General features: G+C 61.2%; 19 protein-coding genes. 13 read left to right on the top strand and 6 right to left on the bottom strand.

Annotated elements, in window-relative coordinates:
- Nucleotides 1-155 precede the first annotated feature (155 nt).
- From BLP10_RS01135 to gmk, 5 genes are all read left to right on the top strand, one after another.
- The gene (locus tag BLP10_RS01135) at nucleotides 156-392 is read left to right on the top strand and encodes an acyl carrier protein (RefSeq protein ID WP_009764365.1); all 237 of its coding nucleotides are present in this window, start codon (nucleotides 156-158) and stop codon (nucleotides 390-392) included.
- 66 nt (nucleotides 393-458) lie between these two features.
- Nucleotides 459-1,721 carry a beta-ketoacyl-ACP synthase II gene (gene fabF, locus BLP10_RS01130; protein WP_091128451.1) on the top strand — a complete coding sequence of 421 codons (1,263 nt, stop codon included), beginning with the start codon at nucleotides 459-461 and terminating at the stop codon, nucleotides 1,719-1,721.
- 96 nt (nucleotides 1,722-1,817) lie between these two features.
- Nucleotides 1,818-3,230 carry an endolytic transglycosylase MltG gene (gene mltG, locus BLP10_RS01125; protein WP_091128449.1) on the top strand — a complete coding sequence of 471 codons (1,413 nt, stop codon included), beginning with the start codon at nucleotides 1,818-1,820 and terminating at the stop codon, nucleotides 3,228-3,230.
- A gap of 123 nt (nucleotides 3,231-3,353) precedes the next feature.
- Complete coding sequence (locus tag BLP10_RS01120) at nucleotides 3,354-4,241, top strand: YicC/YloC family endoribonuclease (protein WP_091128445.1); 888 nt, start codon at nucleotides 3,354-3,356, stop codon at nucleotides 4,239-4,241.
- The gene (gmk, locus tag BLP10_RS01115; protein ID WP_175493719.1) at nucleotides 4,231-4,896 is read left to right on the top strand and encodes a guanylate kinase; all 666 of its coding nucleotides are present in this window, start codon (nucleotides 4,231-4,233) and stop codon (nucleotides 4,894-4,896) included. The genes BLP10_RS01120 and gmk overlap by 11 nt, the downstream gene beginning before the upstream one ends.
- Here gmk and rsmA read toward each other — a convergent pair.
- From rsmA to lptF, 5 genes are read right to left on the bottom strand one after another with little or no spacing between them, the layout of a single operon-like run.
- Nucleotides 4,893-5,750, bottom strand: coding sequence for a 16S rRNA (adenine(1518)-N(6)/adenine(1519)-N(6))-dimethyltransferase RsmA (rsmA, locus tag BLP10_RS01110; RefSeq protein ID WP_091128438.1), 858 nt, complete (start codon nucleotides 5,748-5,750; stop codon nucleotides 4,893-4,895). The two genes, gmk and rsmA, sit on opposite strands and share 4 nt — an antisense overlap.
- Nucleotides 5,747-6,757 carry a 4-hydroxythreonine-4-phosphate dehydrogenase PdxA gene (pdxA, locus tag BLP10_RS01105; RefSeq protein ID WP_091128434.1) on the bottom strand — a complete coding sequence of 337 codons (1,011 nt, stop codon included), beginning with the start codon at nucleotides 6,755-6,757 and terminating at the stop codon, nucleotides 5,747-5,749. The genes rsmA and pdxA overlap by 4 nt, the downstream gene beginning before the upstream one ends.
- Nucleotides 6,757-9,288, bottom strand: a complete 2,532-nt coding sequence (locus tag BLP10_RS01100; protein ID WP_091128430.1) for an LPS-assembly protein LptD — start codon at nucleotides 9,286-9,288, stop codon at nucleotides 6,757-6,759. Before BLP10_RS01100 ends, pdxA begins: the two co-directional genes overlap by 1 nt.
- A gap of 38 nt (nucleotides 9,289-9,326) precedes the next feature.
- On the bottom strand, nucleotides 9,327-10,412 hold the full coding sequence (gene lptG / locus BLP10_RS01095) for an LPS export ABC transporter permease LptG (protein ID WP_091128426.1): 1,086 nt from the start codon (nucleotides 10,410-10,412) through the stop codon (nucleotides 9,327-9,329).
- 2 nt (nucleotides 10,413-10,414) lie between these two features.
- A complete protein-coding gene (gene lptF, locus BLP10_RS01090) occupies nucleotides 10,415-11,575 on the bottom strand; it encodes an LPS export ABC transporter permease LptF (RefSeq protein ID WP_091128422.1) in 1,161 nt (386 codons plus the stop codon).
- A 191-nt stretch (nucleotides 11,576-11,766) separates the two neighbouring features.
- Here lptF and BLP10_RS01085 point away from each other — a divergent pair, with 191 nt between their 5' ends.
- The 4 genes from BLP10_RS01085 to BLP10_RS01070 all read left to right on the top strand — a co-directional run bounded on the left by BLP10_RS01085 (nucleotide 11,767) and on the right by BLP10_RS01070 (nucleotide 15,833).
- On the top strand, nucleotides 11,767-13,257 hold the full coding sequence (locus tag BLP10_RS01085) for a leucyl aminopeptidase (protein ID WP_091129993.1): 1,491 nt from the start codon (nucleotides 11,767-11,769) through the stop codon (nucleotides 13,255-13,257).
- A gap of 122 nt (nucleotides 13,258-13,379) precedes the next feature.
- Nucleotides 13,380-13,832 carry a DNA polymerase III subunit chi gene (locus BLP10_RS01080; protein WP_091128419.1) on the top strand — a complete coding sequence of 151 codons (453 nt, stop codon included), beginning with the start codon at nucleotides 13,380-13,382 and terminating at the stop codon, nucleotides 13,830-13,832.
- Between the two features lie 84 nt (nucleotides 13,833-13,916).
- Complete coding sequence (locus BLP10_RS01075; RefSeq protein WP_091128415.1) at nucleotides 13,917-15,449, top strand: S10 family peptidase; 1,533 nt, start codon at nucleotides 13,917-13,919, stop codon at nucleotides 15,447-15,449.
- Nucleotides 15,450-15,452: 3 nt separating this feature from the next.
- Nucleotides 15,453-15,833: a hypothetical protein gene (locus tag BLP10_RS01070; RefSeq protein WP_091128412.1), complete on the top strand. Its 381-nt coding sequence runs from the start codon at nucleotides 15,453-15,455 to the stop codon at nucleotides 15,831-15,833.
- Between the two features lie 140 nt (nucleotides 15,834-15,973).
- Here the strand turns inward: BLP10_RS01070 and BLP10_RS01065 are convergent, their stop codons facing one another.
- Nucleotides 15,974-17,851: an ABC-F family ATP-binding cassette domain-containing protein gene (locus BLP10_RS01065; protein WP_091128410.1), complete on the bottom strand. Its 1,878-nt coding sequence runs from the start codon at nucleotides 17,849-17,851 to the stop codon at nucleotides 15,974-15,976.
- Between the two features lie 126 nt (nucleotides 17,852-17,977).
- Between BLP10_RS01065 and BLP10_RS01060 the strand changes: the two genes are divergently transcribed.
- The 4 genes from BLP10_RS01060 to BLP10_RS23445 all read left to right on the top strand — a co-directional run.
- Nucleotides 17,978-19,339 (top strand): nucleotide sugar dehydrogenase, encoded by a 1,362-nt coding sequence (locus BLP10_RS01060; RefSeq protein WP_425286924.1) that lies wholly within the window; start codon nucleotides 17,978-17,980, stop codon nucleotides 19,337-19,339.
- Nucleotides 19,340-19,414: 75 nt separating this feature from the next.
- Nucleotides 19,415-20,101 (top strand): Crp/Fnr family transcriptional regulator, encoded by a 687-nt coding sequence (locus BLP10_RS01055; RefSeq protein WP_091128406.1) that lies wholly within the window; start codon nucleotides 19,415-19,417, stop codon nucleotides 20,099-20,101.
- 486 nt (nucleotides 20,102-20,587) lie between these two features.
- On the top strand, nucleotides 20,588-22,936 hold the full coding sequence (locus tag BLP10_RS01050) for a calcium-binding protein (protein ID WP_091128403.1): 2,349 nt from the start codon (nucleotides 20,588-20,590) through the stop codon (nucleotides 22,934-22,936).
- A 693-nt stretch (nucleotides 22,937-23,629) separates the two neighbouring features.
- Nucleotides 23,630-25,743, top strand: a 2,114-nt coding sequence (locus BLP10_RS23445; protein WP_280141060.1) for a calcium-binding protein, incomplete at its 3' end; no start/stop codon positions are given.

Below are 25,743 nucleotides of genomic sequence, written 5' to 3'. Positions count from 1 at the left end.
AGCCCGATCACGCCAAAGGGGTTGACCGGCGCTCAAAAATGCGGCTTTGCACGGCGCAAGGTAGCCGTTTCAGCGTTGTCAGCTGAGCAGCTGATCTAAGTTTCTATTTTTAATCCGCCCAATTCCTGAGGCGGCAGCCACTGAGGAAGAAAACGATGAGTGACGTCGCTGATCGCGTGAAGAAGATTGTTGTCGAGCACCTCGGCGTTGAAGCCGACAAGGTGACGGACAACGCCAACTTCATCGACGACCTGGGCGCCGACAGCCTCGACACCGTCGAGCTGGTGATGGCCTTCGAAGAAGAGTTCAACGTCGAGATCCCGGACGATGCCGCTGAGACCATCGTAACGGTTGGCGACGCCATCCGCTTCCTCGAGAAGAACGCAGCCTAAAGAGCTGACGGGCGTCTGGTGACTCACCTGACGCCCGATTTTTATTCAACGATAGGGTAGAACGTTATGCGCCGGGTTGTTGTTACAGGTCTTGGCATGGTCACGCCGCTGGGCAGCGGAGTGGACGCCACATGGTCCCGCCTGATCGAAGGACAAAGCGGCGCGAACAAGATCACCGACTTCAAGGTTGACGATCTGGCCTGCCAGATTGCCTGCCAGATCCCAGTCGGCGACGGCTCCAACGGCACCTTCAATCCCGATGAGTGGATGGAGCCCAAGGAGCAGCGCAAGGTCGATCCCTTCATCGTTTATGCCATGGCGGCTTCCACCCAGGCCCTGCGCGATGCGGGCTGGGCTCCGAAGACCTATGAGGAGCAATGCGCCACGGGCGTGCTGATCGGCTCCGGCATCGGCGGCATCGGCGGCATCTACGAAGCATCCGCGACCCTCATCGAGCGTGGCCCGCGCCGTATCTCGCCGTTCTTCATCCCCGGTCGCCTGATCAACCTTGCCGGCGGTTATGTCTCCATCGAGCATGGCCTGAAGGGCCCGAACCACGCGGTGGTCACCGCCTGCTCCACCGGCTCGCACGCCATCGGCGACGCTGCCCGCCTGATCGCCCTGGGTGATGCGGACGTGATGGTGGCCGGCGGCACGGAATCTCCGGTCAACCGCCTTTCGATCGCAGGCTTCGCCGCCTGCCGCGCGCTCTCCACGAGCTACAATGACACGCCCGAGAAGGCTTCGCGCCCCTACGACAAGGACCGTGACGGATTCGTCATGGGCGAGGGCGCGGGCGTCGTGGTGCTGGAAGAGTACGAGCACGCCAAGGCGCGTGGCGCGAAGATCTATGCCGAGGTCATCGGTTATGGCCTGTCCGGTGATGCCTATCACATCACATCGCCCTCCGAGGATGGCGATGGCGCCTATCGCTGCATGGCCGCCGCCCTCAAGCGCGCAGGCATCCCGGTCTCCGAGATCGACTACGTGAACGCCCACGGCACCTCGACCCCGCTCGGCGACGAGCTGGAGCTGAAGGCCGTCGAGCGCATCGTCGGCAATGCGGCGGACAAGCTCTCCATGTCCTCCACCAAATCGGCCGTCGGCCACCTTCTGGGCGCGGCTGGAGCTGTCGAGGCGATTTTCTCGATCCTCGCCATGCGCGACGGCATCATTCCGCCGACCATCAACCTCGACAATCCGTCCGTGGAAACCGCTATCGACCTCGTGCCGAAAGTGGCCAAGCGCAAGGATGTCAACGTAGCCCTGTCGAACTCGTTCGGGTTCGGCGGCACCAACGCCTCGCTGGTCTTCCGTCGCGTAGCCTGAGGATAAACGCTCCTCCGTTACGGCTTTTCGCCATAATCCCCGTTAGGGTGTCGGAAGAGTCGGGAAAGACCCGGCCGGCACCAGAAAAGCATCGTGATGTTCGGACGAAAAAAGAAAAACACCCTGATTTCTGAGCACGAGGCCGAGGTTCAAGGTCAGGAACAGCCACGTCTCGCGCCCCGTTCGCCAAGCGAGGCGCTCAAGCCCTCGCTGGCCCCTCCGCCTCCGCCCCGCCTGCGCCGTCGTCGGGGCGGGATGCTCGGCATCATGAGCGGATTGCTGACGCTGATCGTGGCGTTGGCCCTGGCCGGCCTTTTCGGCTTCACGATGCTCCAGCATGAGGTTACCGCCAAGGGGCCTCTGCAGAATGACAAGGTCGTGGTGATTCCGCGCAATACCGGCACGAGCGAGATCGCCGGCATCCTGAAGGACGAGGGCGTCATCAATCAGCCCTTCATGTTCGAGGCCTATGCGCTCATCAACCGCCAGCGCGGCCACCTGAAAGCCGGCGAGTTCCAGTTCAAGGCAGGTACCAGCATCGAAGAAGCCATCGACACCCTCGTGCAGGGCAAGGCGATCCTTCACTCCGTCACCATTCCCGAGGGGCTCACGAGCGACCAGATCGTGGCTCGCCTATACGAGAACGAGATTCTCACCGGCGATATCTCCGAGACGCCGCGCGAGGGAAGCCTGCTGCCCGATACCTACAAGTTCGAACGCGGCACCACGCGCCAGCAGATCGTTAATTCCATGCAGGCGGCCCAAAAGCAGGCGCTCAATCAGATCTGGCAGCGCCGCTCGTCCGAGCTGCCGATCAAGTCGCCGCAGGAGCTCCTCATCCTCGCTTCCATCGTCGAGAAGGAAACGGGCCGCGCCGACGAGCGCACCCGCGTGGCGGGCGTGTTCATCAATCGCCTGATGAAGCGTATGAAGCTCCAGTCCGATCCCACTATCGTTTATGGCCTGGTGGGCGGGAAAGGCACGCTCGGTCGCGGAATTCTGCGCAGTGAAATTACGACCCCGACCCCCTACAACACCTACGTGATCGATGGCCTGCCGCCGGGACCGATAGCGAATCCAGGGCGCGCTGCGCTCGAGGCAGTGGCCAATCCGTCGCGGACGAAGGATCTCTACTTCGTCGCCGATGGCTCGGGCGGTCACGCCTTCGCCGAATCCTACGATCAGCACCAGCGCAATGTCTCCCGCTGGCGCCAGATCGAGAAGACGAAGGCCACTACGGACAGCGACAACGTCGATCGTGTCGTTGATCCGGATGCATCCGGCCAGCCTGCAGCACCGGGACAGTCCGGTGCTGTCGATGACGGCTTGTCAGAGCTGCGGGGCACGGCCAATGCCCTGCCCGCATCCGGGACACGCACCGCCGCCGGTGCAGTGGGCAGGCGCCCTCGCGGCTTCGACGCCAGCGAGGGCACCGAGAAGGATCCGCTCAAGAACAAGACCTTCGATCTGACCAACCCGAAGAACGTTCCCGACCTCAAGCAGCCCTGATCGCTCACGGCAACGCTCTTGCGAGCGACTTCGGGATCGGCTCGGAAAACCGAATCCACATTTCCGCGCGATACGTTATGGTCGCGCGGATTTTTCGTTTTAACAACCCCTGAGGTTCAGTGCATGTCGATTGCAAGCATGACCGGCTTTGCCCGCGAGGCCGGTGTGACCGGTGCCTATCAATGGGCTTGGGAGATCAAGACCGTCAACGGACGCGGCCTTGAAGTGCGCGTGAGAACGCCCTCCGGTCTCGATGCGATCGGGGAGGAGGCGCGGGGGCAGATCCTCAAGGCTCTCGCTCGCGGGCAGGGACAGCTCAACCTCTCGATCTCCAAGGCCTCTTCGACACCGAAGCTCAGGGTCAATCAGGATGTGCTTCAATCGCTCCTGGCCGCCATCGGCGGCCTTGCCTTGCCGGATAACGTGAAGCCGGCCTCCCTTGATGGACTTCTCTCCGTGCGTGGCGTCGTGGAGCTCGATGAGGATGCGGTCGATCCAGGCCAGGACGAGGCATTGGCTGCGGCGCTCAGGTCGGGCATTTCCAAGCTGATCGAGGCTTTGAAGGCGGCAAGGTTGAAGGAAGGCCAAGCGCTCGCCATCGTTCTCAACCAGCAACTCGATGCGATTGCCGCGCTTGTGAACGAAGCCGAAGCCTGCCCCGCCCGTCAGCCAGACGCCATTCGTGCGCGGCTCGAAGCGCAGATCGCAGAACTCCTGGAGGGCAAATCCGCTCTTGATCCTGCCCGCCTGCACCAGGAGGCGGTGCTCATCGCCGCCCGCGCCGATATCCGCGAGGAGATCGACCGTCTGCGCGCCCATGTGGAGGCTGCGCGCGGTCTTCTGCAGGAGGGGGGCGGCGTCGGCCGCAGGCTCGACTTTCTGGCGCAGGAGTTCGGCCGCGAGGCCAATACCCTGTGCGCAAAGGCCAATGATGTGTCTCTCTCAAGGATCGGCCTTGAATTGAAGGCCGTTATCGAGCAATTCCGCGAGCAGGTTCAGAATGTGGAGTGATGCGGTGAGCCAAGATTCGAAAATGCCCGTCGGCCGTCGCGGCCTCATCCTCATCCTGTCCTCACCCTCGGGCGCCGGAAAGACCACTCTGACCCGCAGTCTCGTCGAGGAGCGTGCCGGTGCGCTCTCCATCTCCGTCACCACGCGTCCCAAGCGCCCGTCCGAGATCGAGGGCAAGCACTATCACTTCATCGATGTGGAAGAGTTCAAAGCGATGCGCGATCGCGACGAACTCCTCGAATGGGCCGAGGTTCACGGCAATTTCTACGGAACGCCGCGCAAGCCCGTCGAGAAGACCCTCGCCTCCGGCCAGGACATGATCTTCGACATCGACTACCAGGGCACCCGTCAGGTGCGGCAGAAGCTGCCCGACGACGTGGTGACCGTCTTCATCCTGCCTCCGAGCTTCAAGGAGCTGAAGGCCCGCCTGGAACGCCGCGCGGAGGATGCTCCGGACGTCATCTCCAAGCGGCTTGCCAATGCCCGCGTCGAGATGGAGCGATGGGTCGAGTACGATTACGTGATCGTCAACGAGGACCTGGGCGAATCCTTTGAAAAGCTCAAGGCGATTCAGAACGCCGAACGGCTCAAGCGCGACCGCCTCGTAGGCTTGCAGGAGTTCGTCGAGGGCCTGCTGTCGGAGAAGGTCGACTAGCTCTTGGCTCGTGTGGCGTCATAGGCATTGGCCAGCGCCACATAACCCTCGACAGGCACATTTTCTGCGCGCGTCGTTTCTTCCAGACCTGCAGCTGCAATGATGGCCGCTGGATCCGGTGTGATTGCCTTCAGGCTCTGTCGCAGCATCTTGCGACGCTGGCCAAAGGCGGCGCGGGTGATGGCTTCCAAGGCTCCGATGCGACAGGAGAGTGGCGAGGCTTTCGGCGTCAGGTGCACGATGCTCGACGTGATCTTCGGCGGTGGGACAAAGGCGGAGGGCGGCACGTCGAAGAGAATGCGCGCATCCGTGCGCCAGCCGCAGAGCACGCCGAGGCGTCCGTAATCCTTCGGCTCGTCTTCCGTCGCCACGATGCGCTCGGCTACTTCACGCTGGAACATGAGAGTGAGCGACGACCACCAGGGCGGCCATGCCTCTGTCGTGAGCCACCCGGTGAGAAGGGCTGTACCCACATTGTAGGGAAGGTTGGAGATGATGCGCACCAGCCCGTCACCCACCAGGGGACGCGGGTCGAATTCCAGCGCATCGGCTTCGATCACCTCCAGGCGTCCCGGATAGTGATCGGCGATTTCCGCGAGTGCCGGTAGGCAGCGGCTGTCGCGCTCGATGGCGATGACCTTTTTCGCGCCCGCCGCCAGGATGGCGCGGGTGAGGCCGCCGGGACCGGGGCCGACCTCGATCACGGTGGCATCTTCCAGCGGTCCTGCCGAGCGGGCGATGCGGCTCGTCAGATTAAGATCGAACAGGAAGTTCTGTCCAAGGGACTTCTTGGCCATCAGACCATGCGTGCGAACGACTTCACGTAGCGGTGGAAGATTGTCGATCTGGCTCATGGTGACTTAGCCCCAAGGCGCGCGGCCAGCTTGATAGCGGCCATCAGGCTGTCCGGACGCGCAATCCCCTTGCCCGCTATGTCGAAAGCAGTCCCGTGATCCGGAGACGTGCGCACGAAGGGCAGCCCCAGCGTGACATTCACACCCTCATCGAAGGCGATGGTCTTGATCGGGATGAGAGCCTGGTCGTGATACATGGCAAGGGCTGCATCATAGGCCTTGCGGGCACGGGTGTGGAACATGGTGTCCGCCGGGAGCGGGCCGAAGGCGGCGATGCCCTCAGCCTGCAAAGCGGTAACGGCTGGAGCGATCACAACCTGATCTTCCGAGCCCATGGCTCCGTTTTCACCGGCATGGGGATTGAGGCCAGCAAAGGCGAGCCGGGGATTGGCGATGCCGAAGCGATCCTTCAATTCCCGCGCCACAATGCGGCCTGTCAGGAGGATCAGCTCCGTCGTCAGAGCCGCAGGCACGGACGCGAGCGGGATATGCACGGTGACAGGCACGACAGCGAGTTCCTCGCTCCAGAGCATCATCACCGGATGATAGGAGTTCCCGTCCTCGCTTGCGAGGGCAGCGAGAAACTCCGTATGCCCCGGGTGCCGAAAACCGGCTTCATAGAGCACATGCTTGGCAATGGGATTCGTGACGAGGGCGCTGGCCTCGCCGTTCCGTACAAGATGAACCGCCGTCTCGATGGATTCGATCACGGAAGCAGCACCGGTCGGATCAGGCCGTCCTGCTTGAGCGGAAACACTTGCCTTCAGGGGAATGACAGGGAGGGCATGCGGAAAGATCGATGCAATCTGCGGCACGCCTACTGAAGCGACAGGGACCGTCCAGCCTAAAGCGCTCGCCACTTGCTCCAGATGCGCGGGATTCGCCAGAACGGCAAAGGGTGGAAGCCCAATCTTATCCCGTTGGAGCCAAGCCTGGAGAGTAAGTTCCGGTCCTATGCCCGCCGGATCGCCTTGAGTGAGAAGAAGAGGGCGCTCAAGCGCGGCCACTAGTTCGCAACGCCTTCTTCGCCGGCATCGCCATCGATGCGCTGGCTGATCGTTGCTTCGCCCAGAGTGCGGAGCTCAAGGCTGAGCATGACGGTGTGGTTGGTGTTCTTCTCGCCTGAGCTCGTGGTGAGGGAGCGCGGCGTCATGCTGTAGCGAACCGACAGGGTGGTGCATTCGTCCACATAGCCGATACCGATCGACATGGCGCTGACATAGACCTGATCCTCACGGGTCGTGCCGGGATAGTTGGCGTTCTGCAGGGCATAGGTTTCCCTGGCCAGCAGATAACGGTCGAGATCCAGCAGCACCGAGCCGGACAGAGACCAGTTCGGGGTCACGTTCCAAGTCGCGGTGCCGAGGAGGCCCTCACGACGGCGTGGGAAGCCGATTTCCGGCTGTGCCTCATAGCGCGCATATGTCAGCGAGGTCGACAGCGGGAGATAGGGGTTGAAGTTCGCGCGGACACCCGCCTCGATCCTGTTGACGTCGAAATCATCGTGGTCGAACCGGGCGCGGGTCACAAAGGAGAAGTTCTGGTTCGGAGCAATCTGGATGCGGCCCACGTAATCCGAGGCGCGGGACTCGAGGCCGGACTCGAGTCCGACATTGGCGAGGTCCGCCTGCCGGAACGAGTTGCGTCCGGCCACTTGATAGGATTGCCCGAAGAGAGCGTTGGCATAGAAATTATCTGCGCCCGTCACCGTATACTGGATGCCGAGATTGGCGCGAACGCCGCCTTCGGCACGGTCGTAGCCGGAGAACTTGTCCCAATCGAAGAGGGAGGTGTCGTCAAAAACGAGGCTCTGGGCATCCTCGTTGGGAAGGTTGCCGATCTTGGTCTCGTTCGGACGGGCGATGATCTGCGCAATCGGCTCGATGACCTGACGTCCCGAGGTGCCGAGGCTGGCCACGAAGGGATAGCGGTATTCGACACCAACGGCCGGGGTGGCGCGGAAGAGATAATCGTCGTCGCCTGCGAGATAGTTCGTCAGTTCGTTATTCTGGTAGCCGTTGAAATCTGGAGCGATCCAGAAATTGTCGGCGCGGACATAGGCGAAGGGCGTCCAGACCTGACCGATGGGGTCGATGAATTCACGACGCCAAGAAGCAGTGATCGAGGCGCGGGACATGGTGCCGCTGGCGCCACGCACCAGACACTCCTCCGGGTCGAAGATCGCGCAGGTCTGGTAGATGCTGTAGCTTGCCCTGTTCGTAGCCGTCAACGGCTCGAACTGGGCTGCTTCACGCGAGAGGCTCGTCACGTTGACGTTGATGCCGAACTCGCCGCCGAGGAACGACGGCGTGATCCGCTTGTCGTAATCGACCACCGGGTGAACGACGGGCTGCTGCTTCTGCCAATCCTGCGTGGACAGGCCCTGGAAATAGTAGCCGCGCATGTCGAAGAACGAGCGGTCGCCCTGGCCTTGCAGATAGAGCGTCGAGACCGACTCTTTCAGATAGATCGACTGAAGGCTTTCGCTGCGGACACGGTAGTTTTCCAGAAACCACTTGTCCGAGACGAGGGCGATGTCCCAGCCCCATTTCCAGCGCTCATTGATATGAAACTGGCCTGCGGTTTCCAGCGAGCCACGGAAATCGCGATCGCCCGGTCCAAACGGGCTGGGCAGAAAAGCGTCCTTATCCTGCTGGTCGATGCCTGCGACCCGGATGTTGTAGGCGCCCGTCTCGAGCCGGTGGCGCCATTCGGCCTGACCGAGAACGCCTTGGCGGGTCAGGAAGGTGGGTGCCAGCGTCAGATCGTAGTTCGGGGCGATGGCCCAGAAGAATGGAAGCGATGCCCCGAAGCCGAGCGTGTTCGAGATCACATAGCGGGGCGCGAGGAAGCCGGTCTTGCGCTTAACGGTCGGGTCCGGCGTCCAGAAATAGGGGAGATAGGCAACGGGCAGGCCGAGGACCTCAAGGGTCGCGTCCTCGTAATAGATCGTCTGCTCGCTGTTGTTATGGATGATCCTGGCGGCCTTGACCTGCCAGAGCGGCGGACGCTCCGGATTGTCCTTACAGGGTTCGCAGGCCGTGTAGGTGCCGCTCTCGAAGGTGGTCGTCTCACCGGCGGCGCGCTCTGCACGTGGCGAGGAGAAACGCGTCGTGACCGGACGGCCGTTATCGACCGTGGTCTGAACCACGCGCAGAGAATCGATGAAGCCGTTCTTGAAATCGTCCGTCAGCTCGAAACGTTCGCCTGTGACGACTGCACCGCTGGCATCGGTGAGGCGGGCATTGCCCTCGGCATAGACGCGGCCGGTGTTCCGGTCATAGGTGACCCGGTCGGCCTGTAGGGTGCGGCCCTGATAGTTCATCTGCACGTCGCCGGAGGCGGCGATCGTGTTGCGGTCGTTGTCGTAGATGATCTCGCGGGCATCGACGAGAAGCCGGTCGCCGTTCGGATTAGCCTGCAGGCGCGATCCAAGGCTCTCGTTGAGGGACTGGGCAGGCGCGGGCATTGACCCAACGGCACACAGAAGCGCCGTTGCGACCGCAGACGTTGCGATCGTTGTCTTGAGCCGCTGCATCCCCACTCCTTAATCTACGCCCTTAAGTGAGGACGGGGTCAGCCATCCTCTTGGTATAATAACGCCAAGGTTCCTAATAGACTGCCTACTACAGCAGGGAACCAGGCTGCAACAACCGAGCTGATGATTCCCGAAGCGCCAAGCTCCGCCATAAGCTCAGTGGCGACATAAAGCATGAACCCGGCAGCAACGCCACCCAGAACCATCATCGCTACACCGCCAAATCGAAAGAATCTTAACGATACGGATGCGGCCACGAAAACCATGGCGATGAAGAGGAGAGGGCGCGCCAGAAGGATGTCGTAATGGAGCTTGTAAGCGGTGGTGTTGATGGCCGCCCGGTCCATGCGCTCGATGGTCTCCCGCAGGTCCCAGAACGGGACGGAATCGGGCGCTATGAAGCTCTGGCGCAACTGGGAAGGCTGAAGGTGAGAGGCGATCAGGTAACGCTCGTGAGATTCCGGCTCCTCTGTTGCCGAAAGGACACGGGCATTCCTCAGCTCCCAGAACCCTTCATGGAGCGTCGCCTCCCGGGATTCGATTCGGTGGGTGAAGCTGCCGTCCATGTCGAAGGTGTACACCGTCACGCCGACCAGGCTCGCCGCGTCGGTCCGCGAGCCGTCCGCCCGGAAGATCGCATGCCCGTCCTGGCTCCTCTGCCGCAGCCAAATGGTTTTGCCCGATGTCTGGGTCGTGCGGGAGAAAATGCTGGTTTCCAGGTTGGCGGCCTGCTGCTTCAGGCTGGCCGAGACCGGGTTGTAAATCGTTACAGACCCCACGCCGATGAGGAGGGCCACGAGAAAGCCCGGCTGCAGGAACTGCCAAGCGGAGATGCCAGCGGCGCGGGCAACGACGAGTTCGAGCTTGCGGCTGAGCTGCAGGAGCGCGGCCATGCTGCCGAAGAGCACGGCGAAGGGCATGACCTGCTCCGCGATGGCAGGCGTGCGGAACAAGGCAAGCTGTGCGACGAGCCCTGCGGTCGCATTCTCGGCATCGCCCGCGCGGCGCATCAATTCCACGAAATCGAGAGTGTAGACGAGGGCGAACACGGTCGCGAAGACGATGAAGATCGTCTTGATGAACTGGCGTGCGAAATAGAAACCGAGCGTACGTCCTAGCAGCATGCTCAAATCCCTTCGCTGACGGCTTTGCGCGAAGGACCCAGACCCCGAAGGGCCGACTGAATCTTGGCGTTCAGGGCCCGAACCTGCGGCCCCTTGAAGATAATCAACAGACAGAGGGCAATGCCTGCCAAGGGGACGCCATAGACAGCCAGGATGGCTGTTTGCGAACGCGTCACGGCGCTGGAGGCGGCAAAGCCCAGAACCCTGAGCAGCACAACCCCCGCGATAGCCATGGCGATGGCCATTCCGCGTCCTTGGCGGGTCGTGCGCGCCTCTCCAAGGGCTGCAAACGCAATCGCCATCATGGCTAGGGGATACAGCCAGGACGAAAGGCGGTCATGGAGTTCGGCTCTGAAGCGGCCTTCCTGAACTTGGTAGATATATTCGCTCTTGTCGGGGAACAGGAGCTGCGTGGTGCTGCGCTCTCGCGGCTTGTAGACGACCTCGTTGTTCTCCTGGTTGAAAGCGGCGAGGTCCACCGCGTAACGCTCGAACGCAACAATGGAGGAATCCTTGCTGTTCGGGTCCTTGCGTTGCACGCTGCCCTTCTCGAGCACGAGATAGGCCTGCCCGTTCTGCTCCACGGTCTGACCGCGCTCGGCGAGGTAGACGATAGGCTTGGCCTTGTCGCGCTGATCCTCCATGAAGATCCCGAGCAGGGCATCGCCCGCTCGTTCACGATAATGGAAGGTGATCCCGTTCTCCAGAGAGATAAACTGGCCTTCCTTGGCCATGGTGGCCACGAAATCCGCCCTGATCCTGGTGAACAGAAGACGCAGTTCCTGGAAACTCGCGGGCATGAGGTAGAGGGAAATCATTCCCACGACGAGGCTGATGAAGACGGCCAGGGCAATGAAAGGTCGCAGAAGGCGCTGCGGGGCCATTCCGCCTGCGCTCATGACGATGAGCTCGGAATCGCCGTTCAGCTTGTTGAGGGTATAGATCGTCGCCATGAACAGGGCGACCGGGGCAATGACGTTGATGAGCGCCGGCAGGGAGAGGCCGGTCACGGTCAGGAAGATAAAGAGCGTCTGCCCTTTACCCGTCAGAAGATCGAGTTCGCGCAGGGCCTGCGTGATCCAGATGACGCCGGTCAGGGCGAGCAGGCACGCAGCAAAGGCGCTGAAGGCGATTTTCAGAATGTAGCGTTCGAGAAGTGTCATGAAGCCCTTCGCCCCTGAGCGCGGAGCCCCGGGTTACCCTGTCACTTGGTCTTAAGGCAAGATGGCCGTTTTCAACAGCCTGAGAATGCGCCTATTTCACGGCGGGCGCAGGCATGCCCTATATGATGCCGATCACCAAGAATGGGCTGGCCCGAATCCGGCGCCAGCTGGTCTTATTACAAGAGGGTTTCATGGCCGAGAGCTTCAAGATCGACTTCCAGCCGTACGGCAAGGTCGAATCCGGCGATCTCATCATCTTCGTCGGAGACGATCTCAAGCCTACGCCGGCGGTTGCCAAGCAGATCGGTTCCAAGGCCGTCGATCTCATTGCCAAGGCTGCGGCGGCGGAGAGCTTCAAGGGCAAGGCCAAGTCGGTCATGACGATCGTGGTGCCGAACGGACTGACCGTTGATCGCCTGATCGTGATCGGGCTCGGCGGTGAAAAGGAGAGGGCGGATGTGGATTTCGTCCAGCTCGGCGGCCTGATTTCCGGCAGAACCAACGGCAAGGCCGCAACGGCCGTGCTCGATCTCCCCGGTATCGACGTTTCCCCCGAGGCGGCGGCCGATATCGCCCTTGGCGTACAGATGCGGCGCTACAGCTTCGACCGCTACAAGACCAAGAAGGATAACGGCGAGCAGAAAGGCGTTACCCGCCTGACCCTGAGCGTAGCCGATCCGGCTGCGGTAAAGAAGGTCTACAAGGCCCGCGAGAGCGTGCTCCAGGGCGTTACTCTCGCCCGCGACCTCGTCAACGAGCCGCCGAACGTGCTCGGTCCCCAGGAATTCGCCGCCCGCGCCCAGGCGCTTACCAAGCTCGGCGTCGAGGTCGAGATTCTCGACGACAAGGCGATGAAGAAGCTCGGCATGGGCGCTCTGCTCGGCGTGGCTCAAGGGTCCGTGCGCGGCGGGCGCGTCGCCATCATGCGCTGGAACGGCGGCAAGGCGAGCGACAAGCCCATCGCCTTCATCGGCAAGGGCGTTGTGTTCGATACTGGCGGCATCTCGATCAAGCCTGCCGCCGGCATGGAGGACATGAAGGGCGACATGGCGGGCGCGGCCTGCGTCGTCGGCCTGATGCATGCGCTGGCCTCCCGCAAGGCGAAGGCGAACGTGGTCGGGGCCATCGGTCTTGTCGAGAACATGCCGGACGGCAATGCGCAGCGCCCCGGCGACATCGTCACCACCATGTCGGGACAGACCATCGAGATCATCAACACCGACGCGGAAGGCCGCCTCGTGCTGGCCGATGTGCTCTGGTACGTGCAGGACCGCTTCAAGCCGAAGTTCATGATCGATCTCGCAACCCTGACCGGCGCGATCCTGGTGGCGCTGGCGCAGGAATATGCAGGCCTGTTCTCGAACAACGACGAACTCGCCGAACGCGTGAGCGCGGCAGGCAAGGCCACAGGCGAGCGGGTCTGGCGCATGCCCATCGGGCCGGAATTCGACAAGATGATCGAGTCCAAGTTCGCCGACATGAAGAACACCGGTGGCCGTTTCGGTGGGTCGAGCTCTGCGGCGGCGCTTCTGCAGCGTTTCGTCAACGACACGCCCTGGGCGCATCTCGACATCGCGGGCACGGCCATGGGCTCGCCGCAGAGCGAGATCAATCGCGGCTGGGCTTCGGGCTGGGGCGTGCGCCTGCTCGACCGCCTCGTGCGCGATCATTACGAAGGGTGAGACTGAAAAAGAGCGTCATCCCGGACCGGCTCGCGTCGTCCGGGATCGCTCGACGAGAATAGTGAGTTATTCTGACAACAATCCTGGATGAGCGGAGGCTCCTCCAGGATGATAAGGAAACAATGGCCGAGATCCTCTTTTATCACCTGCAGCAGCAACCGCTTGAGGCGGTCTTGCCCACACTCCTGCAGAAGACGCTGGAGCGTGGTTGGCGCGCGGTGGTGCAGGTGACTACCGAGGAGCGCATGTCGGCGCTTGACGATCACCTCTGGACCTTCACCGACGAGAGCTTCCTGCCGCATGGCACGGATCGCGAGGCCCATGCGGCGGACCAGCCGATCCTGATCACCCTGAGCGGTGAGAACCCCAATGGCGCCGCCATCCGCTTTCTGGCGGAAGGCGCCAACCTGCCGGACGACATCGCCTCCTACCAGCGCCTCGCGATCCTCTTCGACGGCAACGACGTGCAAGCGCTCGCCATCGCCCGCGATCAGTGGAAGGCGGTGAAGGAAGGCGGCCATGACGCGACCTATTGGCAGCAGGACGATTATGGGCGCTGGCAGCGAAAGGCTTGAGGCGAACACAAAGTGTTCATCGCCGAGCAGCTTGCAACCTGTCGGCACTTCTCCAGTTTTCCGAAGGCCATAAGGATAAAAGCCATGCTTCGTGCTTTCCGATTGCCTGTGTTCGCCACCCTTTGCCTTTTGCTTGCCGTGCCAGTCGCCATGGCGCAGGAGCAGCAGCGGGGTGAGCAGGAGGCCCGCAGGCCGCGTGCCGAGGCGCAGGCGTTGCCGCCGGAATCGGTGACGCGTCATACGCTCGAACTGTCGGGACGGACACTGCAGTTCACGGCGACTGCGGGGCATCTCACCCTGACCGACCAGCAGGGCGCGCCACAGGCTGAGATTGCTTTCGTGGCCTACACGAAGGATGGCTCGGATGCCGCGACGCGGCCTGTCACCTTCGCGGTGAATGGTGGGCCGGGCGCATCCTCCGCCTATCTGCATCTTCTTGCCATCGGCCCCTGGCTGTTGCCGCTCGACGGTCCGACGATCAGTCCCTCCGCTCCGACAGCGCTCGTGCCGAACGCAGAGACTTGGCTCGACTTCACGGATCTCGTCTTCATCGATCCGCCGGGCACCGGTTACAGCCGCGTGCTCGGTGGGGATCAGGTGCGCGAGCGATTCTATTCCGTTCAGGGCGACATCGACGGATTGGCCGCTGTCGTGATGCGCTGGCTGAAGGAGAAGAACCGGCTCACGTCGCCGAAATTCTTCGTGGGCGAGAGCTATGGCGGGTTTCGCGGGCCGCTGCTGGCGCAGAAATTGCAGAACGATCAGGGCATCGGTTTCAGCGGCCTGATACTCGTCTCGCCCGTGTTCGATTTCGACTGGCTCGGCCAGGATGCGGGCGCGCCGTGGGTCAACGCCGCGTTGCTGCCTTCGCTCGCGGCAGCAAAGCAGTCGCGAGACGGATCGGTCTCGCGAGAGAGCCTTCGCGAGGCCGAAACCTACGCATCCACCGAGTATCTCGTCGATCTCATGCGAGGCTTGCAGGACAAGGAGGCCGTTGAGCGCGTCAGCCGTCGTGTCGCCGAGTTGAGCGGGCTGTCTCCCGACCTCACACGGCGCTTAGCAGGGCGCATCGACATGCGCACCGCGCAGCGCGAGTTGCGGCGCGACACGGCGGAAATCGTGAGTGCCTACGATACCAACATTGCCATCGCCGACCCGAATCCGAATTCGCAGTTTTCCCGGTTCGACGATCCCGTCCTTGATGCCATGACCGCGCCCCTGTCGAGCGCCATCATCCAGCATCTGACACAAACGCTGAACTACAAGGCGGAGGGGCGCTACAACCTGCTCAACGGCTCCATCAATGGCGCATGGCGCTGGGGGAACGGACGCAACAGCCCCGAAAACCTTCAGGAATTGAAGCAGGCCCTGTCCCTCGACGGCAAGATGCGCGTTCTTGTCACTCATGGCTTCACCGATCTGGTGACCCCGTATTTCGCTTCCAAGCTGCTTCTCGACCAGCTGCCCGAGATCGGCTCTCAAAACCGTGTGGCTTTGAGTGTTTACGAAGGAGGCCACATGTTCTATTCGCGGCAAGGGTCGCGGCAGGCTTTCCAGAACGATGTGCGGCGGCTGTTCGATGAGGCCCTGCAAGCCAGGGCCGCCAGTAGGGATTGATCGATGCGTCTCAAGGTTTTGTCGTGTGTGGCTCTCGCCGCTCTGGGCCTCTCGGCCTGCAACAGCACGAGTTCCGCTCCGCCGGTGTCTGCGCCTCTTGCCTCCGCCCCGGTTGCCGCTGCCCCGACCGGTCCGACCTTCGACGGTCCGCTCCTTGGTCCTGACGGCCGCTGCACCGGCCCTTCGAGCGGCTCTGCCACTGTGATCGAGCCCGGTATCAGCGAATGCGATCTCGTGCGCCTCAAGGGTAAGCCCGCCACCGATGTACTCGTCGGTGAGAGTGGCAAAGGCCAGCGCGAGGTTCAGGTGCTCTATTCCGAGCCCGGCGGCCGCGAGCTGTATTTCTTCGTGAACAACCGGCTTGATCGGATCGCGAAGCCTTAATTGATCAAACGTCATCCCGGACGAAGCGTAGCGCGGATCCGGGATCGTACTCAGAAGTATGGCGCCACTCTCGTCACGCGGTTCCGGGTCTTGGATTGCGCTCCGGGATGACATGAGAGATGTCGGTGCAATGGATGAGATTAAGCGCTCGCTTCCTCGATCTCACCGCTGACCATCAGCCATTCCTCTTCGAGCGCTGCGAGCGTTTCCGCAGCATCCGCGCGCATCTTCGACAATTCCGTCGCCTTCGCCGCGTCTTTCAGAAACGCCGTGCCGTCGGCAAGGGCGGCATCCACCTTGCCGATCACCTCGGTGAGTTTCGCCATGCGCGTTTCGATGGTCTCCAGCTTCTTGCGCAGGGGCGCTAGGGCCGTGCGCTTCTCGGCTGCCGCGCGGCGCTCGTCTCCTTTCGAGACAGTCGGAGCCTGCTGCTTCTCGTTCTGTTTCTGCGGGTCGAGATCGCCCGACAGGATAAGCTGACGATAATCGTCCATATCGCCGTCGAAGGATTTTACCGTGCCGTTGCCGACGAGCCAGAGACGGTCGGCGCAGGCCTCGATCAGGAAGCGGTCGTGGCTCACCAGGATCACCGCTCCGTCGTAATCGTTGATCGCTTCCATCAGCGCGGTGCGGCTGTCGATGTCCAGATGGTTCGTCGGCTCGTCGAGGATGAGCAGGTGAGGGCCGTTGAAGGCGGCCAGACCCATGAGGAGACGCGCCTTCTCGCCACCGGAAAGCGAGGAAACCGGAGTGTCTGCCTTCGCGCCGGGAAAGCCGATCTGCGCCGTGCGGGCGCGGATTTTGGCGATGGGCGTGTCCGGCATGCGCTCGGCGACATGATCGTAGGCGCTTGCCTTCGGGTTCAGCTCATCCAGCTGGTGCTGCGCGAAATAGGCGACGTCCATGCGGCTCGGCGTGCGCATCTCGCCCTTCATGGGCTCAAGCCTGCCGCCGATGAGCTTACAGAAGGTGGATTTGCCGTTGCCGTTGGAGCCGAGCAGCGCGATGCGGTCGTCGGGCGCGATCGTGAGGTTCAGGCGGTCGAGCACGATGCGCTCGCCGTAGCCCACCGCTCCACCTTCCACCGTCACCAGAGGCGGCGCCGCGGGCCGTTCGGGGCCCGGCAGATTGAAGGGCATCACGTCGTCTTCGACGATGGTCGTGATGGCTTCCATCTTGGCCAAGCGCTTCACGCGCGATTGCGCCTGGCGCGCCTTCGAGGCCTTGGCCTTGAAACGGTCCACGAAGGCCTGCAGGTGCTTGCGCTCGGCTTCCTGCTTCGCCGCCATCTTCGCGGTCAGCTCGCGCTTTTCCGCATATTGCTTGGCGAACGATGTGTAGCCGCCGCGATAAATCGCGAGCTTGCCCCGGTCGAGATGCAGGATGTGGTTGACGCAGGTGTCGAGCAGCTCCCGGTCGTGGCTGATGACGAGCACCGTGTGCGGGTAGCGTCCCAGATAATCGTAGAGCCAGAGCGTGCCTTCGAGGTCGAGATAGTTCGTCGGCTCGTCGAGAAGCAGCAGGTCCGGCTCGGTGAACAGGACGGCGGCCAGTGCAACACGCATGCGCCAGCCACCGGAGAAGTCGGAGCAGGGGCGTTGTTGAGCCTCGGCATCGAAGCCGAGGCCATGAAGAATGGTGGCTGCGCGGGCGGGCGCGGAATGCGCGCCGATATCGGTGAGCCGCATCTCGATCTCGGCGCGGCGGATGCCGTCCGCATGCTCGGCCTCGGCGAGGAGGGCGGTGCGTTCCTTGTCGGCGGCGAGCACGACATCGATGAGGCGCTCTGGGCCGCCCGGGGCTTCCTGTGCCACAGCGCCGATGCGCATGCCGCGGGGCAGGGTGATGCTGCCGCTCTCGGTCGCGAGCTCGCCCTGGATGATCTTGAAAAGAGTGGTCTTGCCCGCGCCGTTGCGCCCGACGAGCCCCACCTTCGCGCCATCCGGCAGGTTGAAGGAGGCGTGGTCGAGGATCAGGCGGCTGCCGATGCGGTAGGTCAGGTCGTTGACGTGGAGCATGCCGCCTTTTGGCCTGTGAAAAGGGCGCTGGCAAGGTGCTGACGCAACGTAAGCGAACTTGGGCTTTTCTCCCCGGTGACATAGGTATGGATTCGTGACCTAACGAGATGCTTAAGGGGGCCTCCAATGCCGGCCGATCACGTCAATTCTGCCGCCCATGCGATGGGCGTTGCGCAGCTTCTGGAGCGGTTCAAGGCGCGGCAGGCGACCATCGGCATCATCGGCATGGGGTATGTGGGCCTGCCGCTCGCGCTCACCGCCGCCAAGGCAGGCTTCAGCGTGCTGGGCTTCGACATCAACGCCACTTACGTGGAGCGGCTCAACCGGGGCGAGAGCTACATCAAGCACGTTCCCTCGCAGCCCATCGCCGAGGCCGTGGGCGGGAAGCGGCTTGAGGCGACGAACGATTTCAGCCGTCTCGCCGAGCCCGATGCCATCCTCATCTGCGTGCCGACGCCGCTGACAAAGCATCGCGAGCCCGATCTCTCCTACGTGGAGAAGACAGCCCGTTCGATTGCCGAGCGCCTGCGCCGGGGACAGCTGATCGTTCTCGAATCCACCACCTATCCCGGCACCACGGACGAGGTGCTGAAACCCATCCTCGAAGCCACGGGCCTCAAGAGCGGCAAGGACTTCTTCCTCGCCTTCTCCCCCGAGCGGGAGGATCCTGGCAATCCGGATTTCGGCACCTCCACCATCCCGAAGGTGGTGGGCGGCGACGGGCCGGAGGCCCTCTCACTGGCGGATACCCTCTACAGCCAGCTCGTGGTGAAAACCGTGCCGGTCTCCTCGGCTGCGACGGCCGAGGCGGTGAAGCTCACCGAGAACATCTTCCGGGCCGTGAACATCGCCCTCGTGAACGAGCTGAAGGTGGTCTACGCCGCCATGGGCATCGACGTATGGGAGGTGATCGACGCCGCCAAGACCAAACCTTTCGGATTCATGCCGTTCTATCCGGGTCCGGGCCTCGGCGGGCACTGCATTCCCATCGATCCGTTCTACCTCACCTGGAAAGCGCGCGAATACGACATCACCACCCGCTTCATAGAGCTCGCGGGACAGATCAATACTCACATGCCTTATTACGTGGTGGAGCGGCTGGCCGAAGCCGTGGACCGGAGCGGCAGGGCGTTCAGCGGCTCGCGCATTCTCCTGCTGGGGGCGGCCTATAAGAAGAATGTCGACGATATGCGCGAAAGCCCCTCCTTGAAGCTCATCGAGCTGATCGAGGCCCGGGGCGCGAGCGTGGACTATCACGATCCTCACATCCCCGAGCTGCCGCCGACCCGGAAGCACGGCCCCCTGGCCGGACGCCGCTCTGTCCCGTTGACGGCGGAGAACTTGGCCTCCTACGATGCCGTCTTGATCGCCACGGACCACGACAACGTGGATTACCGGCTCGTCGCCGGGCACGCGCGGCTCGTGGTGGACACACGCAACAGTTTAGCGAAAGCGGGCCTCGCGAATGACCGGATCGTGAAAGCCTGATAAGTTAGGAAAGCTGGACGGCTGCAAAATGTGACATAGTTCTATCAGGGATGCGGTCGCGATCGGGGAAAAGACATGGCACGGCTTGCCAACGTTCACTTGTTCAAGGGCTTGGATCTCGATCTCGCTCCCTTCGAGGCGCGCTCCAAATGGCGCCGTTTCGATCCTGACGAAGTGCTGGTCGACTTCGACGAGCTTTCCACAGACGTCTATTTCCTGCTCTCCGGCGAGGTTCGCGTTCTCATGCGCACGGCCTCCGGCAAGGAGATCATCCTCAACGAGATGAAGCCCGGAGAAGTCTTCGGCGAACTTGCAGCCCTCGACGGCATCAAGCGTTCCGCGAATGTGACGGCCCTCACGAGGGGCGAGGCCTGCGTGATGCCGGCCGCCATCTTCAAGGATCTGCTCTTCTCCAACCGGAGCGTGGCGGAGCGCCTCTTCTGCCTCATGGCCTCGCGCCTGCGCGATCTGAACGCCAAGTTCATGGAGCAGACGGTGCTCGACTTAAGGCATCGCCTCTATTCGGAGCTGCTGCGCCTCTCCGTTCCGCGCGGCGAAAAGGGCATCGAGCGCGTCATCACCCCGCCGCCCTTCCATCACATCGTCGCCGCCCGCATCGGCTGCCGCCGCGAGCAGATCACCCGCGAGTTCACGATGCTGACGCAGGAGGGCCTGATCGAGCGGACAAGAGGCGCGCTGATCCTGCGCCAGCCGGACGTGTTGAAGGCGCGTGTCGCCGAGGCCATGCGGGCGGATCATTAGGCCTATCGGTGAAGGCAGCTAGGCGCGCCGCTGACCAAGTTTAGATATTTCAAAAATGGCCTTCTCTGTTCACAGCAGGGAGGCCATCGACGTTTGGGCGGTTTGTATTGAAAATTTCAAGGTCATGTTTGCTCAAATTTTGAAAATTTAACAAACAGAATTACTGTCACCGACTTATATCGGTTCTGCGTTAATTAGCATTTCTTCGCCTCGTTCTGTGTATTTTCAGAAGTGACCAGCATAGACCAAATGGTCTATATCTACGGATATAGGGCGAAATCTTACCTTTGGTAATGCGATTATTCATCGCTTATACAAGTAACTTTCTTTGGAGCATCTATAGGCCCTCTTCGATTGTGGAGTAGTCAGCCGCACCTTGGATAGGAATCACTAACCAAGCGTAGCTGTGCCGTACTATGCGGGCCGGGGAAGGATCCACAGGTACGGGGCAATGCTGATCGGCGTAGCTCCAACTGGAAGTCTGATATGTCTAGAAAAGAAAATCCTTTCAACTACCACACAGATCTGAGCTACGCGGGTTTGATGGCCCTGCAGAGCGAAATGATTGCGTCTACACTTTCTTCGGCTGTGGACAGTTATTTTAGTGTCGATAGAGGCATCTACGGCGGGGCGCGGGCCGTATGGGGAGCCGATCAGGTTGTTGGTTGTGGCGTGGATTGGGCTTCTCTCTATCCAGCCGATGAAGTTCTTGATGGGGGTGGCGGAGGCCCCGGTGGGGGACCGGTTAATTCCAATCTGCCTCTTTCTTGCGAGTTTCCTCCGGAGGGCGAAACCCGGATCATTATCGAGAGCACGGGTTTACCAAACCATAACAGAGTAATTGAGTTCCACACGAATGGTACCGTCCTGATCTACTATACGGACAACGATGGGAACATCCGAGGCAATCAATACAGCGGCGATGTTCAGATATCGATCTCGACGACGGACCAGCCGAATCTGTTTGTCAGACTAGAGGAATACCCCGACGGGTCGTGGGTCGAGTCTATCATCGACATCGATGGCAATGTGCTCGAGTGGGAGACTTACACTGTCGTCGACAATCCGGATGGAACGCGGACGGATATTTACTACGATAGCAATGGTCATGGATCCCGATTGACCTACTCTTCCGACGACGTATCTCCGTGGAGTGAGACTTATCCTGACGACGCTATCCGGCCCATTTCCAGCGTTCCTCCTCCGGAGGGCGAGACGCGAACCGTTATCGAGAGTACAGGCGTATCGGGCCATAACAGAGTAGTTGAGTTCTACTCGAACGGCACCGTCCTGATTTATTATACGGATAACGATGGAAATCTTCGTGGCAATCAATACAGCGGTGATGTCAAAGTAACGATCAAGGAGACAGAAGAACCCAACATATACTACAGAGTAGAAGAATATCCTGATGGATCATGGGTCGAGACTATCATCGATATCGACGCCAACGTGATTGGCTGGGAATCTTCCACTATCATCGACAATCCGGATGGAACAAAGACGGAAATCTATCGCGACAGCATGGGCAAAATGAGGCTCACTTCGGGCCAATCCACGGTACAGTACGGAAAAGTGGGCGACGATCACCTTCTGGGCGGTTCTGGGAACGACAGGCTGAAAGGTGCGAGCGGTCAAGATACCCTTGATGGCTCTGCTGGCGACGATGCCCTCTTTGGCGAGGCTGGCGACGATCTCTTGGATGGCGGAGTGGGTGATGATCTACTTCTCGGCGGCGTGGGCAACGATCTCGCACTGGGAGGTGAAGGTCGCGATACGTTGGATGGCGGGGCAGGGAATGACACGCTCAATGGCGGCGGAGGTTTCGATCTCTTGAGCGGCGGCTCCGGGGACGACGTCATTTCAGGCGGCTCCGGCAATGATCTGCTCAATGGTCAAGACGGAAATGACATCCTCCAGGGTGATGATGGCGCTGATTTCCTGACGGGCGGGGCGGGTGACGATACGATCCGCGGCGGTTCGGACAATGATAGTCTCTTCGGCAATGAAGGAAACGATCTCCTCGATGGCGGAAGCGGCAACGATGAACTCTACGGCCTTGCCGGTAACGATATGCTGGACGGCGGCGCGGGCAACGACTTGATGGATGGGGACGAGGGCGCCGATACGCTCCTGGGCGGAGCCGGCAACGATTATATGAGAGGAGGCGTCGGTGCTGATGTTCTCGACGGTGGGGAGGGTATCGACACGGTCGATTATTCCGGCAGCGATGCCGGCATCGTGGTCAACCTCTCAACCGGAATTGGCACGGGCGGTCATGCACAGGACGATGTCCTGCGCAACATCGAGAATGTCATCGGTAGTGCCTACAACGACCTGCTGGTAGGGCATGCTGGGCACGACGTGCTATGGGGTAATGATGGCAATGACACGATCCATGGCGGTCTCGGCAACGATACGCTGCACGGTGAGGCGGGCGATGATCATATGTCGGGCGGTGCCGGCCACGACACGCTGCATGGCGGTGACGGCCAGGATCAGCTCTACGGCGAGGACGGCAACGACGCCCTGCGCGGCGATGCCGGCAACGACTCCCTCTATGGTGGGGCGGGCAGCGACGAGCTGATCGGAGGCACCGGGGACGATCATCTGGCCGGCGGGCTCGATCAGGACTGGCTCTACGGCGGCGACGGTCAGGACTGGCTCTATGGCGAGGATGGCAACGACATCCTCCATGGCCAGAACGGCAACGACTACCTCTACGGCGGCAACGGCAACGAGCTTGATGCCGGGGGCTCGGTGTTCCTGGAGGGCATCAAGGCGGAGCAGCTGAAGGGCGGCATCGTGGATGGCGCCTGGCAGTGGTGGATGTAAGAGGCATCCTCTCGTCACGCCCATAAAACACAAGCCCGCGGAGAAATCCGCGGGCTTTTTCGTTTGAGTTGGATGTCTGAGCGAACTTGCTGCGCCGCTGCAACTAGCGGCTCATGCTGAAGTTCACCATGCTGGTCCAGGGAAGGCCTGATCGGGCGTATACGTGGCGCGCTGATCCTGCGCCAGCCGGATGTCTTGAAGGCGCGTGTCGCCGAGGCAATGCGGGCGGATCACTAAGGCTTTCCCGGTGATCTGAGCCGGCTTTTGATGAGGCTTTTCTCTTCCCCAAATGGGCCCTCGCGGAAGCAAGGGTTTTAATATTCGAATCTGTTGGCCATTATGTAATAAAATTATATATGCGGGCGCAAAGCGAGAATATATGTTCGTATTAAAACTGTTACCCAGCGTATTAGAGCGTATATAAATCACAAAGCGAAGTAAGATAGTCTAGTCCGAATGGTCTATGCCCATATTGAAAGTAGCGTAATGACGCTAGGTAATGCAACTTTACGTGAAAGTCTTTAGGAATATTATTTTGCTTAGGTCTAAATCCTCCATGAATGAAGAGTAGTCAAGCGATCTTCAATCCATCTCAGTGCGACGCATGGCAATGTAGGAGCAGTGGGCTGGTGAGGTCCCGCAGCCTCCTAGAGCGTATTTGGGCAATGACAGGCCCGCACATGGAGGACCCTTATGGCTTTGAATGAAGAAGAGCTTCGCCCGGCTGGCTTAGATCTGAGTTATGCAGGCCTGATGGCTGTTATGTCCGAAATGGTTTCGTGGGGACTCGCAGGTGCAGCCAACGCCTATTTCGATGGGAGTGGGGGTAAGGCAGGCTATGGCGGTTCCCAGGCTGGTAATGCAATTACGGGCAGCGGCGTTGTGACGACTGTCACCGTCAATGGCGTTACCACGACAACTTATGCTGATGGCTCTCAAGCTGTTACCACCAAGCAGTCAGACGCTGTGACCACCATTCTAGTCAGAAAAGATGGAAGCAAAGTTGAAACCACCACCAGTTCGGATGGATCTCAGGTAGTTGTGCACTATAGCGCTGACGGAAAAGCCGTTGGGTGGATAAAGCATAGTTACATTAAAGAAAATGATGGTACGATTACTAGAATTTCTACCGATAGCGATGGTGATATCGTTGGCAGGTACGCTATAGATTTGAAGAAGTTTTTGCATCATGATGATCTAGGTAAGATTTATGATATGTTCTTTGCTCCTGACACCGTCCAGGAGGCGAATGCAGAGCGTTGGAATGCGGTCTATGGTAGCGGGGGCTACATGGATCAGCTGCTCAACACAATCGAGTACCATATTTTCGGTGCGACGCGGTATCCGAATGGTCTGAACGGCGGCGTCTACATCGATGGCAACGGGGTTCCGTTGGTCGCTGATCCTAATTGGACAGGCTGGAAAGAAAACGGCGGCACGATCGATAGGACTCGTATCGATATTCAGAACAAAATGACCATTGGCACTAAAGAGGAGATTGTGCGTTTCGTGACGGGAGGCAGCGAGGCCGATAGCTTCGTTGGCGGCGCATCCTTTGACATCGTGTATTCCGGTTTCGGCAACGATACCGTCTATGGCGGCCTTGGCTCTGATGATCTCTTCGGCGAAGCTGGCAACGATGTGCTTGACGGCGGCGAAGGGAATGATCAGCTCAACGGCGGCGCAGGCGACGACACGTTGGATGGGGGAAGCGGCGCCGATATCCTCGAAGGTGGCGACGGTAATGATCAGCTCGATGGTGGCGAGGGTAACGATCTGCTGGGCGGCGGCTTGGGCGACGATGTCATCCAGGGTGGCTCAGGCGACGATCGTCTCTATGGCAACGAAGGCAGCGATACGCTCCAAGGCGGAGCGGGCAACGATTATCTGAGTGGTGGCGCGGGGTCCGACTCCCTCGACGGCGGCGAGGGCATCGACACGGTCGACTATTCGATCAGCGATGCCGGCATCGTGGTCGACCTCTCTGTGGGCACCGGCACCGGCGGTTATGCCCAGGGCGATCGTCTGCGGGGCATCGAGAATGTCATCGGCAGCGCCCACAACGACGTGATCCTGGTCGGCACTCATGACGGCGCGCACTTCGACGTCGCCGACTACCTGGCCCGGCACGCCGACGTGAAGGCGCATATCGAGGGCAACGGTCTGGATCGGTCCTGGGCCTATCATCACTGGCTCGCCTGGGGCCGCTTCGAAGGCCGCCAGGGCGGCTGGGCCGGCGGCGCGCAACTCGGCGCCGACTGGGGCACCAGCTTCGATCTCGCGGGCTACCTGATGGCCAACGACGACGTGCGCCAGCACAAGCTCCAGTACAACCTGTCCGATGCCTGGGTCTACGAGCACTGGTTGACCAATGGCCGCAATGAGGGCCGCGCCGGTGCGCTCAAGGTCAGTGGCTCGATTATCGATGCCGGGGCAGGCAACGACGAGGTTCATGGCGGCGTCTACAGCGACTACCTCATCGGTGGCACCGGCGACGACGCGCTGGTGGGTCATGCCGGCCATGATGTCCTGCTGGGCGGTGAGGGCCACGACACCCTTTACGGCGGCGACGGCAACGATCAGATCTTCGGCGGCGCCGGCGACGACGTGCTCGAGGGCGGCGAGGGCCAGGACAGCCTCGATGGCGGGGCCGGGCTCGACCGGCTGTCGGGCGGTGCCGGCCACGACACGCTGCATGGCGGTGACGGCCAAGATCAGCTCTACGGCGAGGACGGCAACGACGCCCTGCGCGGCGATGCCGGCAACGACTCCCTCTATGGTGGGGCGGGCAGCGACGAGCTGATCGG

The sequence above is a fragment of the Microvirga guangxiensis genome (genome assembly GCF_900102135.1).
Classification (GTDB): Bacteria; Pseudomonadota; Alphaproteobacteria; order Rhizobiales; family Beijerinckiaceae; genus Microvirga; species Microvirga guangxiensis.
The sequence above is the reverse complement of the archived record's forward strand: the minus strand, read 5'-3'. Positions and strand labels throughout refer to the sequence as shown.

Coding starts and splice junctions, on each gene's coding strand:
- BLP10_RS01135 (WP_009764365.1), top strand. CDS start 156: ATGAGTGACGTCGCTGATCGCGTGAAGAAGATTGTTGTCGAGCACCTC.
- fabF (WP_091128451.1), top strand. CDS start 459: ATGCGCCGGGTTGTTGTTACAGGTCTTGGCATGGTCACGCCGCTGGGC.
- mltG (WP_091128449.1), top strand. CDS start 1,818: ATGTTCGGACGAAAAAAGAAAAACACCCTGATTTCTGAGCACGAGGCC.
- BLP10_RS01120 (WP_091128445.1), top strand. CDS start 3,354: ATGTCGATTGCAAGCATGACCGGCTTTGCCCGCGAGGCCGGTGTGACC.
- gmk (WP_175493719.1), top strand. CDS start 4,231: ATGTGGAGTGATGCGGTGAGCCAAGATTCGAAAATGCCCGTCGGCCGT.
- rsmA (WP_091128438.1), bottom strand. CDS start 5,750: ATGAGCCAGATCGACAATCTTCCACCGCTACGTGAAGTCGTTCGCACG.
- BLP10_RS01100 (WP_091128430.1), bottom strand. CDS start 9,288: ATGCAGCGGCTCAAGACAACGATCGCAACGTCTGCGGTCGCAACGGCG.
- lptG (WP_091128426.1), bottom strand. CDS start 10,412: ATGCTGCTAGGACGTACGCTCGGTTTCTATTTCGCACGCCAGTTCATC.
- lptF (WP_091128422.1), bottom strand. CDS start 11,575: ATGACACTTCTCGAACGCTACATTCTGAAAATCGCCTTCAGCGCCTTT.
- BLP10_RS01085 (WP_091129993.1), top strand. CDS start 11,767: ATGGCCGAGAGCTTCAAGATCGACTTCCAGCCGTACGGCAAGGTCGAA.
- BLP10_RS01080 (WP_091128419.1), top strand. CDS start 13,380: ATGGCCGAGATCCTCTTTTATCACCTGCAGCAGCAACCGCTTGAGGCG.
- BLP10_RS01075 (WP_091128415.1), top strand. CDS start 13,917: ATGCTTCGTGCTTTCCGATTGCCTGTGTTCGCCACCCTTTGCCTTTTG.
- BLP10_RS01070 (WP_091128412.1), top strand. CDS start 15,453: ATGCGTCTCAAGGTTTTGTCGTGTGTGGCTCTCGCCGCTCTGGGCCTC.
- BLP10_RS01065 (WP_091128410.1), bottom strand. CDS start 17,851: ATGCTCCACGTCAACGACCTGACCTACCGCATCGGCAGCCGCCTGATC.
- BLP10_RS01060 (WP_425286924.1), top strand. CDS start 17,978: ATGCCGGCCGATCACGTCAATTCTGCCGCCCATGCGATGGGCGTTGCG.
- BLP10_RS01055 (WP_091128406.1), top strand. CDS start 19,415: ATGGCACGGCTTGCCAACGTTCACTTGTTCAAGGGCTTGGATCTCGAT.
- BLP10_RS01050 (WP_091128403.1), top strand. CDS start 20,588: ATGTCTAGAAAAGAAAATCCTTTCAACTACCACACAGATCTGAGCTAC.